Raw genomic sequence first — 14,392 nt, forward strand, 5'->3', positions numbered from 1 at the left:
GGCGTGACATTCGCCGGCAAGCCTGGCTCCCACAAGCGGTGTTTCAGATGCACCGCGGCGTGACATTCGCCGGCAAGCCTGGCTCCCACAAGCGGTGTTTCAGATGCACCGCGGCGTGACATTCGCCGGCAAGCCTGGCTCCCACAAGCGGTGTTTCAGATGCACCGCGGCGTGACATTCGCCGGTATGCCTGGCTCCCACAAGCGGTGTTTCAGATGCACCGCGGCGTGACATTCGCCGGCGAGCCTGGCTCCCACAAGCGGTGTTTCAGATGCACCGCGGCGTGACATTCGCCGGCGAGCCTGGCTCCTACAAGCGGTGTGTCAGATGTATCGCGGTGTCCCGTTCGCCGGCGAGTCTGGCTCCTACGTGCGTACAAACGATGCGGTATCGGGATCGCCTTGTCGATAGCGAACCTAGTCTTGTCGGACGATGTTTCGCTCGCGCTCAACGTCAATCATTCAGCCCATATCCGCTGGTATGTCAGCACTTGCCCAAGCTGTGGCAAGCCCTGCGACAGCCTGAAAACAAAGAAGCTGAGGAATTGAAATGAGCGTCTTGTTCGAGCCGGTCACCCTGGGCGAGCTGCAACTGGCCAACCGTATTGTCATGGCGCCCATGACCCGCAGCCGCGCCCTTGCCGATGCAGTACCCGGTAGCGAGATGGTCGAGTACTACCGTCAGCGCGCCAGTGCCGGGTTGATCGTGGCCGAGGGCACCGCGCCGTCCGCCAGTGGCCTGGGCTATTGCCGCACCCCTGCGATCTACAGCAACCAGCAGATCGCCGGCTGGCAGCGGGTTACCGAGGCCGTGCATGCCGAGGGCGGGTGCATCGTCCTGCAACTGATGCACGTCGGCCGCGCTGCCAGCCAGCACAACAAACCGGCAGGCGCTGCGACGGTGGCCCCTTCGGCGCTGCGTGCGCGGACCCAGGTGTTCAGTGACGCCGCCGGCCTGGTCGATACCGACGAGCCACAGGCGTTGACTCTTCAGGGTATTGACGAGGCCATCGAAGACTATCGCCAGGCCGCATTGAATGCGCGCCTGGCAGGCTTCGACGGTGTCGAGCTGCACTGCACCAGCGGTTACCTGCCAATGCAATTCATGGCCTCTGGCAGCAATCAACGCAGCGATGCCTACGGCGGCGATGTGACCGGGCGGGTGCGTTTTGCCAAGGAAGTGATCGAGGCCATGGCCAGTGCGATTGGCGCTGGACGCGTCGGCTTTCGCCTGTGCCCCGGTAATCCCTACAACGACATCGACGACCAGGATCCGGCTGCCACGGCGGCCGCCTTGTGTGAGGCCGTGGCGCCGTTAGGCCTGGCTTACCTGCACATCATGCGCTCGCCACTGGCAGACCTCAATGCCTTCGCCCTGGCGCGTCAACACAGCCCTCATGCGTTGATTCTCAACGATGGTTTCGACGGTCCTTCGGCCAGTGCCGCTCTCGCGTCGGGCGAGGGGGCTGCGGTGTCGTTTGCTCGTCACTTTATTGCCAACCCCGATCTGGTGGAGCGCTTGAAGCGAGGCCTGCCGCTGACTCGCTTCGACCGCAAGACGCTTTATACGCCGGGTTCGGCCGGTTACTCGGATTACCCCGCCTATCAAGCCAATGCCCAGGAGGTGGCGCAATGAACCTGAACGACTTGCCCAACGTCCTGCCGGCCCATCCGGTACCACGGGAGCAGACACAGGCGCTGCTCGACCAGCGCTCGATCGCCGCCGGGCAGATCAAGCCGAAAGACCTCTACACCTTGGCTGACCGTCTGGAGCAGAAGGTTGCTGAGCAGGGTGAGCACACGTTTCTGATCTATGGCGAGCAGACCCTTAGCTACTTTGAGGTCGATGCGCGGGCCAATCAGATGGCTCACACGTTTTATGCCAATGGTCTGCGCGCCGGCGATGTCTGCGCCCTGGCCATGGAGAACCGCCCGGCGTTTTTCTGCACCTGGTTCGGCCTGGTCAAGCTCGGGGTCGTGGTGGCATTCATCAACACTCAGGTCAGCGGTCGCCCGCTGCTGCATGCGTTGCAAACCACCGAAGCCAAGGCGTTGGTGATAGGCGAAGAATGCCTGGCCAATGTGCAGGCCACCGAAGGCTTTCCGGACCTGCCATGCTGGCTGATACGCGACGCGGAAAATCCCTGGACAGGGCCGCTGCCCAAGAGCGTCGACGGGCATTTCGATGCGCGTCTGGAAAAAGCCCCGCGCACGTCGTTTCCCCGTGATATCCGCGCGCACATCGAAGCGCAAGCCTCGACCCTGCTGATCTTCACCTCGGGCACTACGGGCTTGCCCAAGGCGGCGCGCTACAGCCACATGCGCTGGATGTCCTCGGGCGATGTGATGGAAACCACTCTGCAAGCCACTTGCGAGGATGTGTTCTATTGCTGTCTGCCGCTGTACCACGGCGCCGCTGCCACGTCGGTGACCTCCACCGCCCTGCGGGTGGGCGCTGCCATCGTGGTGCGCCGCAAGTTCAGCGTGCGAGAGTTCTGGAAGGACGTCGCGCGTCATCAGATCAGCATCTTCCAGTATATCGGTGAGATCTGCCGCTACCTGCTCAATCAGCCGGTGCAAACGGGTGAGCGCGAGCACAGTCTGCGCTGCATGCTTGGTGCCGGGCTGTCACCGGACTCCTGGCAGCGCTGGCTGGAGCGCTTCGGTCCGATCCAGGTGTTCGAGGGTTGGGGCGCCACCGAGGCCAATACCTCGGTGATCAACGTCGACAACTATTTCGGTTCCTGCGGCCGGGTGCCGGACTGGAACAAAACCAACCTGCGGCTGGTGCGGTACGACATCGAAAACGACTGCCACCCACGGGACGAAAACGGTTTCTATCAAGTCTGCAAAGTGGGCGAGATCGGTGAGGCCATGGGCTTTATCGTCGATCACCCTGAGATCGGTGGCGGACGTTTCGAGGGCTACACCTCAAGCGAGGCCACCGAGAGCAAAATCCGCCGCAATGTGTTTCGCGAGGGCGATGCCTACTGGAGCTCCGGCGACTTGCTGCGCGAGGACGCCGACGGTTACTGCTACTTCGTCGACCGCATCGGCGATACCTATCGCTGGAAGAGCGAGAACGTTTCGACCCTGGAAGTGGCGGACGCGCTGAGCGATCTGTCGGGCCTGGAGCTGATCAACGTCTATGGCGTCCAGGTGCCGGGCCATGAAGGACGCGCCGGCATGGCCGCCGTGCTCATGCAGGAGGGCCAGGCGTTCGATCCGGACGCTCTGTACCGCCTGACCGAAACGCGCTTGCCGCGCTATGCGACCCCGGTGTTCGTGCGAGTCACCCAGTCGGCGGACCTGACGGCCAGCTTCAAGCTGCGCAAGGTCGATCTACAGCGCCAGGGCTACTGCCCGACCCGTTGCAGCGATCCGCTGTTCATCCGCGACGAGCAAGCCCGCACCTATGTGCCCTATTCGGTAGAGGCCCTGACGCGGGCCGGCCTGACGCCTTTCGCGGTGGCCGACCATGGCTGATCTCGACGACAACGGTCACGAACTGCGCGGCGGCCTGCGGTATCCATGGCCTCAGGCGCCTGATTCCGGGCAGGTGCGCGAAGTGGCGCCAGGGGTGTGGTGGTTGCGTATGCCGCTGCCGTTTCGCCTGGACCACATCAACCTCTACCTGCTGCGCCATACCGACGGCTGGGTAGTGGTAGACACCGGCATGAACACCGAGCAGACCCGCGAAGTCTGGGACCGGGTGCTGAATGAAGTGTGTGCTGGCCTGCCGGTGTTGGCAGTGGTCTGCACCCACTTTCACTCCGACCATGCCGGGGTGGCCGCATGGCTTTCGGAGCGTTTTCAATGCCCGGTGTACATGACCGCCAGCGAGTTCCAGTCGTTGCACGTCAAATTTCCCGCCGGTCAACCACCGGGTTGGGACTTCCTCGACTTCTACCGCAAGGCCGGCGTGGCTGACGAGCAAAGCAGCGAGATGTTCGCGGTGATGAGCAACGCCCATTTTCTGCCCGCGCCGCTGAACCATTACCGCCGTTTGCGCGAGGGCAGCCTTCTGAATATCGGTGGCCGCACCTGGCAGGTGGTCATCGGGCGCGGCCACTCGCCGGAACATGCCTGTCTGTATGCCGCCGATGACGGCTTGTTGATCTCCGGCGACCAGGTGTTGCCGCGCATCACTTCTACCGTCGGCGTACATGCCACGGAGCCGTTGGCCAACCCGCTGCTCGACTGGCTCGACTCCATCGAGCACCTGCGCAGCTTGCCCGACAGCGTGCTGGTGCTGCCGGCGCACGAGCGGCCGTTTTTCAATTTGCATGAGCGCCTGGATCAGCTGGAGGCCCATCACCGCGGGCATCTGGCGCAGATGCTGGCCAACTGTGACGAGCCGCGCACCGTGCTCGAACTGATGGCCGTGTTGTTTCCCAGGTTGTCGGGTCGTTTCGACGAACTGATGGCGCTGGGCGAAACGTTGGCCCATGCCAACTACCTGGTGGCCGCAGGGTCGCTTGCGCGGGAAGAGGACCGGGGGTGTTTTCGCTACCGGCGTGCTGTAAGGGGAGCGTGCGCTGTTACACCGCTCAACGTGTTTTGAGCGGATGGCACGGCAGCAGTGTTGAACATTCCAGGCAGCCAACCGGTTGCCCTTGAGGAGAATCAGTGTGATCAACAACAAAAATAACTCTAAGGTCATGGTTTCGAGCGCATTTCAGGTCAGCAGCCTGGCGGCGGCGATTGCGCTGGTGTCCACGCCGGTATGGGCCGGCGATACGATCGAGTTCGACAACGGTTTGACCATGGACTGGTCGGTGACCACCAGCTACGGCATCGGTATGCGCACCGGCAGTCAGAGCGATCGCTTGCTGACGGTCAACGCTGACGACGCTAACCGCAACTTCGATAGTGGCAGCCTGACCACCAACCGCGTGGGTGCGCTCGGCGAAATAATCCTGCGCAAGGACAACTACGGCGCCGTGGTGCGCGGCAGTACCTTCTACGACGACGTCTACCACAGCGGGAACGATAATGACTCGCCCGCCACCGTGAACAAAAGCGGCAGCAACGACGAGTTCACCAGCGACACCCGTTACTACAGCGGCGGTCGTAGCAAACTGCTGGATGCCTATGTGTTCAGCGGCTGGCGCTTCGACAACGACACCATGCTCGACGTCAAGGCCGGGCGGCATATCGAGTCCTGGGGCGAAAGTTTGTTCTACCCGGGTGTGAACGGCGTACAAAACCCCTCCGATGCAGTAAAAGCGTCCCAGCCGGGTGTTGAAGTCAAGGAAATACTCTTGCCGGTGGGCCAGTTCTCCGGCTCGTTCCGACTGAACCCCCAGCTGACATTCGGTGCATACGTGCAATACGAATGGAAGGGCACCGAACTGCCGCCGGTGGGTAGCTACCTGTCGAGCAGTGACGTGGTTGGCCCCGGTCGCGAGTTCATCTACGCCAACGGCCAGAAGATCGCTTACCGCGGCACCGACGAACCGCGCGATAGCGGCCAGTGGGGCGTGCAGGTGCGCTACCGCCCGGTACCGGCCATCGAGGTGTCGTTGTTCCACGTCAACTACCACGACAAGAACCCGGCCACCGCTCTGGTCGGCTACGACCCGCTGCCGGTGGGCGGTGGCCTCAACGCCTTCGTCAGCAATGGTTACCGGATCAAGTACTTCGAAGACATCAAGCTGACCGGCATCGCCGCCTCGACCAAGATCGGCGACACCCAGGTCGGCGCCGAATGGTCGTACCGCGACGGTGCGCCAGTGATGGTCAATACCGGCCTTGGCGCGGTGCCGTCCAAGGGCAAGGGCCAGCAAATGCAGCTGTCGGCGATCCGTATCCTGGGGAACCGCCCCTGGGCCAGCCAGACCACCCTGACTGCTGAAGTCATCCGTGTGCAGGTCGACAGCGTCGAATCCACTTCGGCGGCGCCCAACCTCCAAGGCGTGAACCTGCTGCCCTCCCTGACACCTCTAGTGGCGTCTTCCGATGACTATACCTACAGCACAGCCGCGGGCTTCCGCACCAAGTCTTCCAGCGCCTACACCCTGGGCGCATCGTTCAGTTATCCGGGCGTTTTCCAAGGCTGGGATCTGGAAGTGCCCTTCAGTTTCTCCAACGTATTCAGCGGCTCTACCCCCATGTCCGGCAGCATCTCCGGGGTGCGAGGTGACCGACGCCTGAGCGCGGGCACCACCTTCAAGTACCTGGGCAATCTTGAACTCGGCTTGAGGTACATCAGCTACCTGGGTGAAGCGGACCCGGTCAACCGTCCGTTCGCCGACCGCGACTACGCCACGTTCTCGATGAAATACACCTTCTGATCGACCACACAAGGACCGGGTCGCTTTCACCTGCCCGGGCTTTCAACACAACCTGGAAAAGGCCGCAGCGTAACGCTTCGGCATGGAGGCACTATGGGGCTCAAAGGGCATGCGGCCATTGTTGGCACCGCACAATACAAACCGGAAAAATACTCGACCGCGCCCAAGATGTTTCACCTTGAGCAAGTCGCCGACCTGGCGGCCAAGGCCCTGCGTGATGCCGGGCTCAAGGCCTCGGACCTCGACGGGCTGGTAATCAACGGCCCGCACTTTCATGAAGCCTCGGTGTTCGTACCGGCGATGGCCGCCGAGTACCTGGGCCTGCGCCTGAACTTCGCCGAAGTGGTCGACCTGGGCGGCTGCACGTCGGTGGGCATGGTCTGGCGCGCCGCTGCGGCCATCGAACTGGGGCTGTGCCAGGCCGTGCTGTGCGTCATCCCGGCACGCATGGCGCCGTTGGGCCCTGACGAGGACCCCGGCTGGATGGCCCGGTCCATGCGTTTCGGTGGACACAGCACAGCGTTCGGCGCGCCCGAAGCCGAGTTCGACCTGCCTTACGGGCACATGGGCCAGAACACCGGCTACGCGATGATCGCCCAGCGTTATGCTGCACAGTACGACTACGACCAGCGGGCGATGGCCAAGATCGCCGTCGACCAGCGCACCAACGCCCTGGCCAATCCGCAAGCGATGTTCTACGGGCAGCCTTTGACCATCGAACAGGTACTGGCCAGCAAAATGGTCGCAGACCCGTTGCACGTCCTGGAAATCGTGATGCCGGTGGCCGGTGGCGCCGCGATGATCATCACCAACAAGGAAGTGGCGGCACGCTCGCGCAAGCGTCCGGCCTTCATTACCGGGTTTGGCGAACACCTGGCGTTCAAGTCGCCGTCCTATGCCGAAGACATGCTGAACACGCCGATTGGTCCGGCTTCACAGCGGGCCTTTGCCATGGCCGGGCTCAAGCCCAAGGACGTCGATGCGGCGCAGATCTACGACTGCTACACCATCACCACCTTGCTGACCCTGGAAGATGCCGGTTTCTGCGGCAAGGGCGAGGGCATGGCGTTCGTGCGTGAACACGACCTGACCTGGCGTGGCGATTTCCCGATGAACACCCATGGCGGGCAACTCAGTTTCGGTCAGTCGGCCTCGGCCGGTGGCATGAGCCAGGTGATCGAGGCGGTGACGCAGATCGCCGGTACTGCCGGTGAGCGCCAACTGGGGCGTTGCGACAGCGTCTACGTCTCCGGCACCGGCGGCGTGATGAGCGAGCAGGGCGCATTGATACTTCAGGGAGCATAAGCACATGTCCAACAACAAACCGATGCCGGTGGCGACGCAGATCTCCGCACCCTTCTGGGAGGGCTTGAAGGCTCGCCGCCTGTTGATTCAGCAATGCAACGCCTGTGCGCACTGGAACTTCTACCCGCGCCGGCATTGCACGGTGTGCCTGGAACATGACCTGGCCTGGCGCGAAGTCGACGGCACCGCGACGCTGTACAGCTACACCGTGACGCGCATTGCCACCTTGCCTGACTTTATGGATGAAATGCCGCAGAAACTGGCGGTGGTCGAGTTGGCCCAAGGGGTGCGCATCAATACCAACCTGGTGGGCCTTGATGAAGCCGAAATCCGCATCGGCATGCCGCTGCAGCCGGTGTTCGCCGAAGTCGACGCCAAGGGCAACCGCTTGCTGCGTTTTACCGGGGTGGACAAGGATGCGGCGGGCCTTGAATCGCTGCCCGCGCTGGACAGCGAACCGACGCCTGTCGCGTCGCAGCAACCGCCTGTCCGGCAGATCGACCTCAACGATGGGCCGGCCTTGCAGGCCCTGGTCAGCGAGCAGTTCAGCGACTGGAGCAACGTGGTGCTGGTCGACCAGGCACTGATCGACGCCTTTGCCCTGTTGTCGGGCGACGATTACTGGATCCATACCGATCCGGAGCGGGCGCGCCTGCAAAGTCCGTTCGGCGGCACCATCGCCCACGGCGCGCTGGTCCAGGTGCTGCAGTCGCGGATGAAACTGGCGCTGGGCTTCGAGGTCAGCGGTTACACCACCCAGATCAACTACGGCTCCGATCGCCTGCGCTTCCCGGCGCCTGTGCCGGCCGGCTCGCGCATCCATTCGCGGGCCCGGGTGAAAAAAGTCGAGCTGTCGGCCCGTGGCACCCAGATGACCCTGGAACTGACCACCCATGTGGTGGGCCAGGATCGGCCGTCGGTAATCAACGACCTGGTGATCCTGTACATCGCCTGATCGCCCCACCCCTGTTCGCTGTAGGAGCCAGGCTTGCCGGCGAAGAACGATGACGCGGTGTGTCAGATAAACCGCAGTGCCTGGTTCGCGGGCAAGCCTCGCTCCTACAGGCGAAGAACGATAACGCGGTGTGTCAGATAAACCGCAGTGCCTGGTTCGTCTGTAGGAGCCAGGCTTGCCGGCGAAGAACGATAACGCGGTGTGTCAGATAAACCGCAGTGCCTGGTTCGCGGGCAAGCCTCGCTCCTACAGGCGAATAACGATAACGCGGTGTGTCAGATAAACCGTAGTGCCCGGTTCGCGGGCAAGCCTCGCTCCTACAGGCGAAGAATGATAACGCGGTGTGTCAGATAAACCGTAGTGCCTGGTTCGCGGGCAAGCCTCGCTCCTACAGGCGAATAACGATAACGCGGTGTGTCAGATAAACCGCAGTGCCTGGTTCGCGGGCAAGCCTCGCTCCTACATCTATGCGTCGCACACACACATCCCCCGTCCTGTGTCATTTGCGCCATTGCATAAGCCATTTGGACGATGTGTCACCCAGGCCTAGCGCCGACTATTCCCTCAGAGGCAACCCATCTCGATTGCCTCGCATGCCCTGGCGCCTGACAAGAACAAGAGGATTGGCCCTATGACTTGCCCTATGCACGCGTGCCTTAGACAGGAGCATTACTCATGCGCTCTGTGATCGGCTACGCGGTTTGCCTGGTGGTCGCCTTGACCATCGGCTACACCTTTTCCCCCAAATCCCCACCGCAAGCGGAACTGTTGGCCACACGCCCGGACCGGGTGCAGATCAACGGCCTGCTCAATCTAGGCTCGCGCGTGGTCGCCGTGGGCGAGCGGGGCAGCATCCTGCTCAGTGATGATCAGGGTGTCAGTTGGCAGCCAGCCAGCGTTGCCACGCAACGCAATGCCACCCTGACTGCCGTGGTGGCGCTGGACGAAAAACGCTTGCTGGCCGTCGGGCATGACGGCTGGATCCTGCGCTCCCTGGACTCAGGCAGCAATTGGCAGGAAATGCGTTACGACAGCGACCTGGGCGAACCGCTGCTGGGCATCTGGACCGGCGGTGGCGACAACATCATGGCGTTCGGCAGCTTCGGCAAATTCTATCAATCCGTTGATGCCGGGCAGACCTGGACGCCGCAGTCCCTGGACATCGACAGCGCGCACCTCAACAGCATGGACGGTGGCGGCGATGGCCGGCGCATGTTGGTGGGTGAGCAGGGCCTGGTGCTGCGCACGGCCGACGCCGGCCAGCACTGGCAGACCCTGCCGGCGTTCTACAGCGGCTCGCTGTTCGGCATCGTGCGCCTGAGCGCGGATAACTGGGTGACCTACGGCATGCGCGGGCATGTATTCGTCAGCCACGATTTCGGCGATAGCTGGACCCAGATCAACGTGGGCAATCAACTGCCGTTGTACGGCCATGTACTGCTGCCCGATCACTCGGGGCTGGTGATCGTCGGCGCCGGCAGCTCGGTGGTGCGCCTGGATGCACAGGGTGCGCTGGTGGGTGTCGAACGCCTGGCCGGGCTCGGTACGTTGACCTCGGCGACGATGGTTGGCTCGCGGCTGCTGGTGGGTGGCGAGCGCGGAGTATTGCAGGGATCAGGTGGCAGCGTTGCTGCCCTAGTGGCCAAACAGGCCACCCGGTAAATGAGAGGCAGGCAATGAATCAAGGTAAACACTGGGTGACGCGCTGCGTCGAAACGTGCGCCGACCATCTGATGGCCTGGCGCAAGGGCCTGCTGCTGTCATTCGTGCTGGTGACGCTGGGCCTGGGCTACAGCGCCACCCACACGCAACTGGATCCGGGGTTCAACAAACAGATTCCGGTGACCCATCCCTACATGGTCAACTTTCTGAAGTTCAGCCGCTACTTCACCGGCGCTAACCGCCTCCTGGTCAGCGTGCGCTGGAAAGGCGAGGGTGACATCTATAACGCCCAGTACCTCGAGACCCTGCGCAAAGTCACCGACGACGTGTTTTTCATTTCCGGGGTCAGCCGCCCCAGCGTGACGTCACTGTTTACCGCCAATGTGCGCTACATCGAAATTACCGAGGAAGGTTTTTTTGGCGACGTGGTGGTGCCACCGCGCTTTAGCGGCACCCTCGAAGACCTGGCTCAGGTACGCAGCAACACGGCGGCCTCCGGACAGGTTGGCCGGCTGGTGGCCAATGACCTGAAGTCAGCCATGGTCCGCGCCGACCTGCAGGACACTGACCCCAAGACCGGCCAGCCAGTGTCCTATGTCGACATCGCCAAGCGCCTGGAAGATATCCGCGCCAAGTACAACAGTCCCGATATTGAGATCAACATCGTCGGCTTCGCCAAACTGGTGGGCGATGTGGTCGAAGGGCTGAACACGGTGATCGGCTTTTTTGTCGTCGCCTTCGTGATTACCGGGTTGCTGCTGTGGCTGTATTCCCGTTCCCTGCGCCTGACCGTGGTGGCGCTGGTGGTAGCGCTGCTGCCGGTGGTCTGGCTGCTGGGCCTGTTGCCGTTGCTGGGGTTGGGCATTGATCCGATGTCGATCCTGGTGCCGTTCCTGATCTTCTCCATCGGTGTGTCCCATGCGGTGCAGATGACCAACGCCTGGAAGCAGGATGTGCTGGCCGGCAGCACTTCCAGGGAAGCGGCGCGTTCGGCGTTCTGCAAGATTTTCATTCCCGGTTCCCTGGCCTTGTTGATGAACGCCCTGGGATTTGCGGTGATCATGTTGATCGACATTCCCATCGTCCACGAACTGGGGGTGACGGCCTGCATCGGCGTGATGCTGATGATCATCACCAACAAACTGATGCTGCCCATCATCATTTCCTACCTGCGCCTGGAACCTGCGCTATTGCGCCGGGCGCAATCACGTCCTGCGGGAAGGCATCGCCTGTGGTGGCGCTTGTCGGCGCTGGCCGAGCCAGGGCCAGCCCTCGGGGTATTCGCCGTCAGTCTGTTGCTGCTGGCGGCCGGGGCCTACAAGGCTCGCGACCTGGCGGTGGGCGATATCGGTGCAGGCGCGCCGGAGCTGCGGGCCGATTCTCGCTATAACCTGGACAACAGCAAGATCATCAGCAGCTACTCCATCGGACTCGATGTGATGTCGGTGTTCGTCCAGGTCAAGGGCGTCGAAGAAGGCTGCCTGTCGCCCACGGTGATGCGTGCGGTGGAAGCCTTCGATTTCCGCATGCGCACGGTCTCTGGCGTACAGTCGATCCAGAGCGTGGCGGACATGGGCAAGCGGGTGATCGCCGGCAATAACGAAGGCAATCCACGTTGGGCGGCGATTCCAGGATCACCCCGTGGCCTGAGTCAAGGTGCGCGGGCCTATGTGCCGGATGACGGATTGGTCACCGACGGTTGCCAACAGATGCAGATCCTGGTGTTCCTTGCCGACCACGAAGGCAGCACGGTCAGCCATACGATCGCTGAAGCCCGGCGGATCATTGCCGAGGTCAGCTCGCCGCAGGTCGAATTCCTTCTGGCCGGTGGCAACGTGGGGGTGATGGCGGCCTCCAACGAGGCGGTCAAGCGTGCCGAAATCATCATGCTGGGGGCGCTGTTCGGTTCAGTAGCGCTGTTTTGCTGGATGACCTTCCTGTCGATCCGCGCGGTGCTGTGCATTCTGGTGCCGCTGGCAATTGTCGCGATCCTGTGCAACGCCTTGATGACCATGCTCGGGATCGGCCTGAAGGTCGCCACCTTGCCGGTGATGGCGTTGGGGGTGGGCGTGGGCGTGGACTACGGCATTTATCTGTACGAGCGCATCCAGCATGAAATGTTGCGCGGATCCAACCTGCGTGAGGCGTTCTACGAGGCCATGTGCCAACGCGGCACGGCGGCGGTGTTCACGGCCGTGACCATGTCCATTGGTGTCTGCACCTGGGCCTTCGCGCCGCTGAAGTTCCAGGCGGACATGGGTGTGTTGCTGTCGTTCATGTTCCTGGTCAACGTGCTGGGGGCGATTTTCCTCTTGCCGGCGCTGGCGGCCTGGTTCAATCGCGGGCGACCGTTGGTCAGTGAACGGGCACGCCAGCACCCGGCACCACAAGGCAGGTTTGAGCTGAAAAAAAGCCCGGCTGCGCGTGATTCTCAATAGCGAAAAAATAAACCTGCCGGGCCTATTGTGGAGTAGGCAGGCGACAGGGAAACTGACGCGCGGGGCCCCTGTTTTCGGGGCCCCCGCAGGCCACTAGCCAAAATTATAAAAATAACAAGGGAAGGGCACCGTCCTTACCCGAGCGAGGAAAGACTATGCAAGATGGTGTCCTGACCCCGGAAGTCCTGGCGAGCCTTGGCCTGGATCTCACGCGCTACAACGAGTTGGTGGGCGAGATCTACGACGGCGCCCTGGATCCGAAACTGATGGCCAACGCCCTCAGAAGCTTTCTCAAACTCTACGAGGCCAACTACGTCACGCTGATCCTGCGGGTGCCGGACCAACCCGATACGGGCGTGATGATCCTCGTGGGCGATCGCGAAGGTGCCGGTGACGTCTGTTATATGACTTACCCGCAGACCAATACGCCGTTCGCCAACCAGCCACTGGACAAGGTGTTCACCGTCGATGACATCATGAGCTCCACGGAATGGGAACACAGCGCCTACTTCAAGGCGTTCTGCGGTCCCAACGATGTGTATCACGTGATGTGTGCGGACATTTCCACCCCGGACGGCGGCAAACTGCGCTTTCGCGCCACCCGCCCGAAACATGCCCCCAACTTCTGCGCCAACGAGCGGGCGCTGTGCGCCAGTTTCCTGCCACACCTGCGCCGCGCCTCGCAATTGCATAACCTGCTGGACCGCAGCGAATCGCTGAGCGGGCTGTATTCCCAGGCCATCAGCCGGTTATCGGTGGCGACCCTGGTGCTCGACGAGAGCGGCAGCGTATTGCAGATCAACCCGGTGGCCGAGGAAATTCTCGCCCGTTCCGATGGCCTGAAACTGGTGGGCGGACGCCTGGAGGCGACCTATCCAAGTGACAACCGTGAACTGCAACGCTTGATTCGCGGCGCGTTCTGCCCGGATGCGCCGAAAAGTGCCGAGGCCATGTCGGTGACGCGGCCTTCAGGTCTGGTCAACCTCGGTGTGGTGGTCGAATCCATTCCGTCCCTGGACTGGGCCGAGGAGAAGGGCCAACCGACGGCGTTGGTGTACATCCGCGATGCGTCGAGCAAATCCCTGGCCAGCGAAGTGGTGACCAAGCAGCTGTTCAACCTGACCAAGGCCGAAACCGCCCTGGCCATGGAACTGGCCAACGGCCTGTCCCTGGAAGAAGCTGCCGAGGCCCTCAATATCCGGCGTAACACCGCGCGGGCACACTTGCGCTCGATCTTCTCCAAGACCGGCGTGCGACGCCAGACCGAGCTGGTGCGCATCATGCTCAACAGCGTGGTGGCCTTGGGTAAACCCAAGCTGGTGTTGAAGATGGGTGAGAAAATCAAGGTGCCGCCGCTAAAACTGGCCGTGCCTATCTATCGCCAGGCCTGAGCCCGGCGAAGAACGCGTTGCCACAGATACACCACGGCATGTGGTTCGTCTGTAGGAGCCAGGCTTGCCGGCGAAGAACGATGACGCGGTGTGTCAGATACACAGCAGTGCCCGGTTCGCTGTAGGAGCCAGGCTTGCCGGCGAAGAACGATGACGCGGTGTGTCAGATACACAGCAGTGCCCGGTTCGCGGGCAAGCCTCGCTCCTACAGGCGAAGAACGATGACGCGGTGTGTCAGATAAACCGCAGTGCCTGGTTCGCCTGTAGGAGCCAGGCTTGCCGGCGAAGAACGATGACGCGGTGTGTCAGATAAACCGCAGTGCCTGGTTCGCCTGTAGGAGCCAGG

9 protein-coding genes are annotated in these 14,392 nt (G+C 62.3%); all 9 read left to right on the plus strand.

Annotated features, from left to right (window positions below; all coding sequences use genetic code 11):
- The first annotated feature begins 549 nt into the window (after positions 1 to 549).
- Positions 550 to 1,635 carry an alkene reductase gene (locus PMA3_RS11680; RefSeq protein WP_064677299.1) on the plus strand — a complete coding sequence of 362 codons (1,086 nt, stop codon included), beginning with the start codon at positions 550 to 552 and terminating at the stop codon, positions 1,633 to 1,635.
- Positions 1,632 to 3,485: a long-chain-acyl-CoA synthetase gene (locus PMA3_RS11685; RefSeq protein WP_064677300.1), complete on the plus strand. Its 1,854-nt coding sequence runs from the start codon at positions 1,632 to 1,634 to the stop codon at positions 3,483 to 3,485. The genes PMA3_RS11680 and PMA3_RS11685 overlap by 4 nt, the downstream gene beginning before the upstream one ends.
- Positions 3,478 to 4,563, plus strand: coding sequence for an MBL fold metallo-hydrolase (locus PMA3_RS11690; RefSeq protein ID WP_064677301.1), 1,086 nt, complete (start codon positions 3,478 to 3,480; stop codon positions 4,561 to 4,563). The genes PMA3_RS11685 and PMA3_RS11690 overlap by 8 nt, the downstream gene beginning before the upstream one ends.
- A 67-nt stretch (positions 4,564 to 4,630) precedes the next feature.
- Positions 4,631 to 6,295 (plus strand): DUF1302 domain-containing protein, encoded by a 1,665-nt coding sequence (locus PMA3_RS11695; protein WP_237140713.1) that lies wholly within the window; start codon positions 4,631 to 4,633, stop codon positions 6,293 to 6,295.
- Between the two features lie 93 nt (positions 6,296 to 6,388).
- Entirely contained in the window at positions 6,389 to 7,600 is a 1,212-nt protein-coding gene (locus tag PMA3_RS11700; RefSeq protein ID WP_064677302.1) for a thiolase family protein, read from the plus strand.
- Between the two features lie 4 nt (positions 7,601 to 7,604).
- On the plus strand, positions 7,605 to 8,555 hold the full coding sequence (locus PMA3_RS11705; RefSeq protein WP_064677303.1) for a bifunctional OB-fold nucleic acid binding domain-containing protein/MaoC family dehydratase: 951 nt from the start codon (positions 7,605 to 7,607) through the stop codon (positions 8,553 to 8,555).
- A 675-nt stretch (positions 8,556 to 9,230) separates the two neighbouring features.
- Positions 9,231 to 10,217, plus strand: a complete 987-nt coding sequence (locus tag PMA3_RS11710; RefSeq protein WP_064677304.1) for a WD40/YVTN/BNR-like repeat-containing protein — start codon at positions 9,231 to 9,233, stop codon at positions 10,215 to 10,217.
- A 14-nt stretch (positions 10,218 to 10,231) separates the two neighbouring features.
- Entirely contained in the window at positions 10,232 to 12,655 is a 2,424-nt protein-coding gene (locus PMA3_RS11715) for an efflux RND transporter permease subunit (RefSeq protein ID WP_064677305.1), read from the plus strand.
- Between the two features lie 155 nt (positions 12,656 to 12,810).
- Entirely contained in the window at positions 12,811 to 14,046 is a 1,236-nt protein-coding gene (locus tag PMA3_RS11720; protein ID WP_064677306.1) for a helix-turn-helix transcriptional regulator, read from the plus strand.
- Positions 14,047 to 14,392 lie beyond the last annotated feature (346 nt).

The sequence above is a fragment of the Pseudomonas silesiensis genome, assembly GCF_001661075.1.
GTDB lineage: Bacteria > Pseudomonadota > Gammaproteobacteria > Pseudomonadales > Pseudomonadaceae > Aquipseudomonas > Aquipseudomonas silesiensis.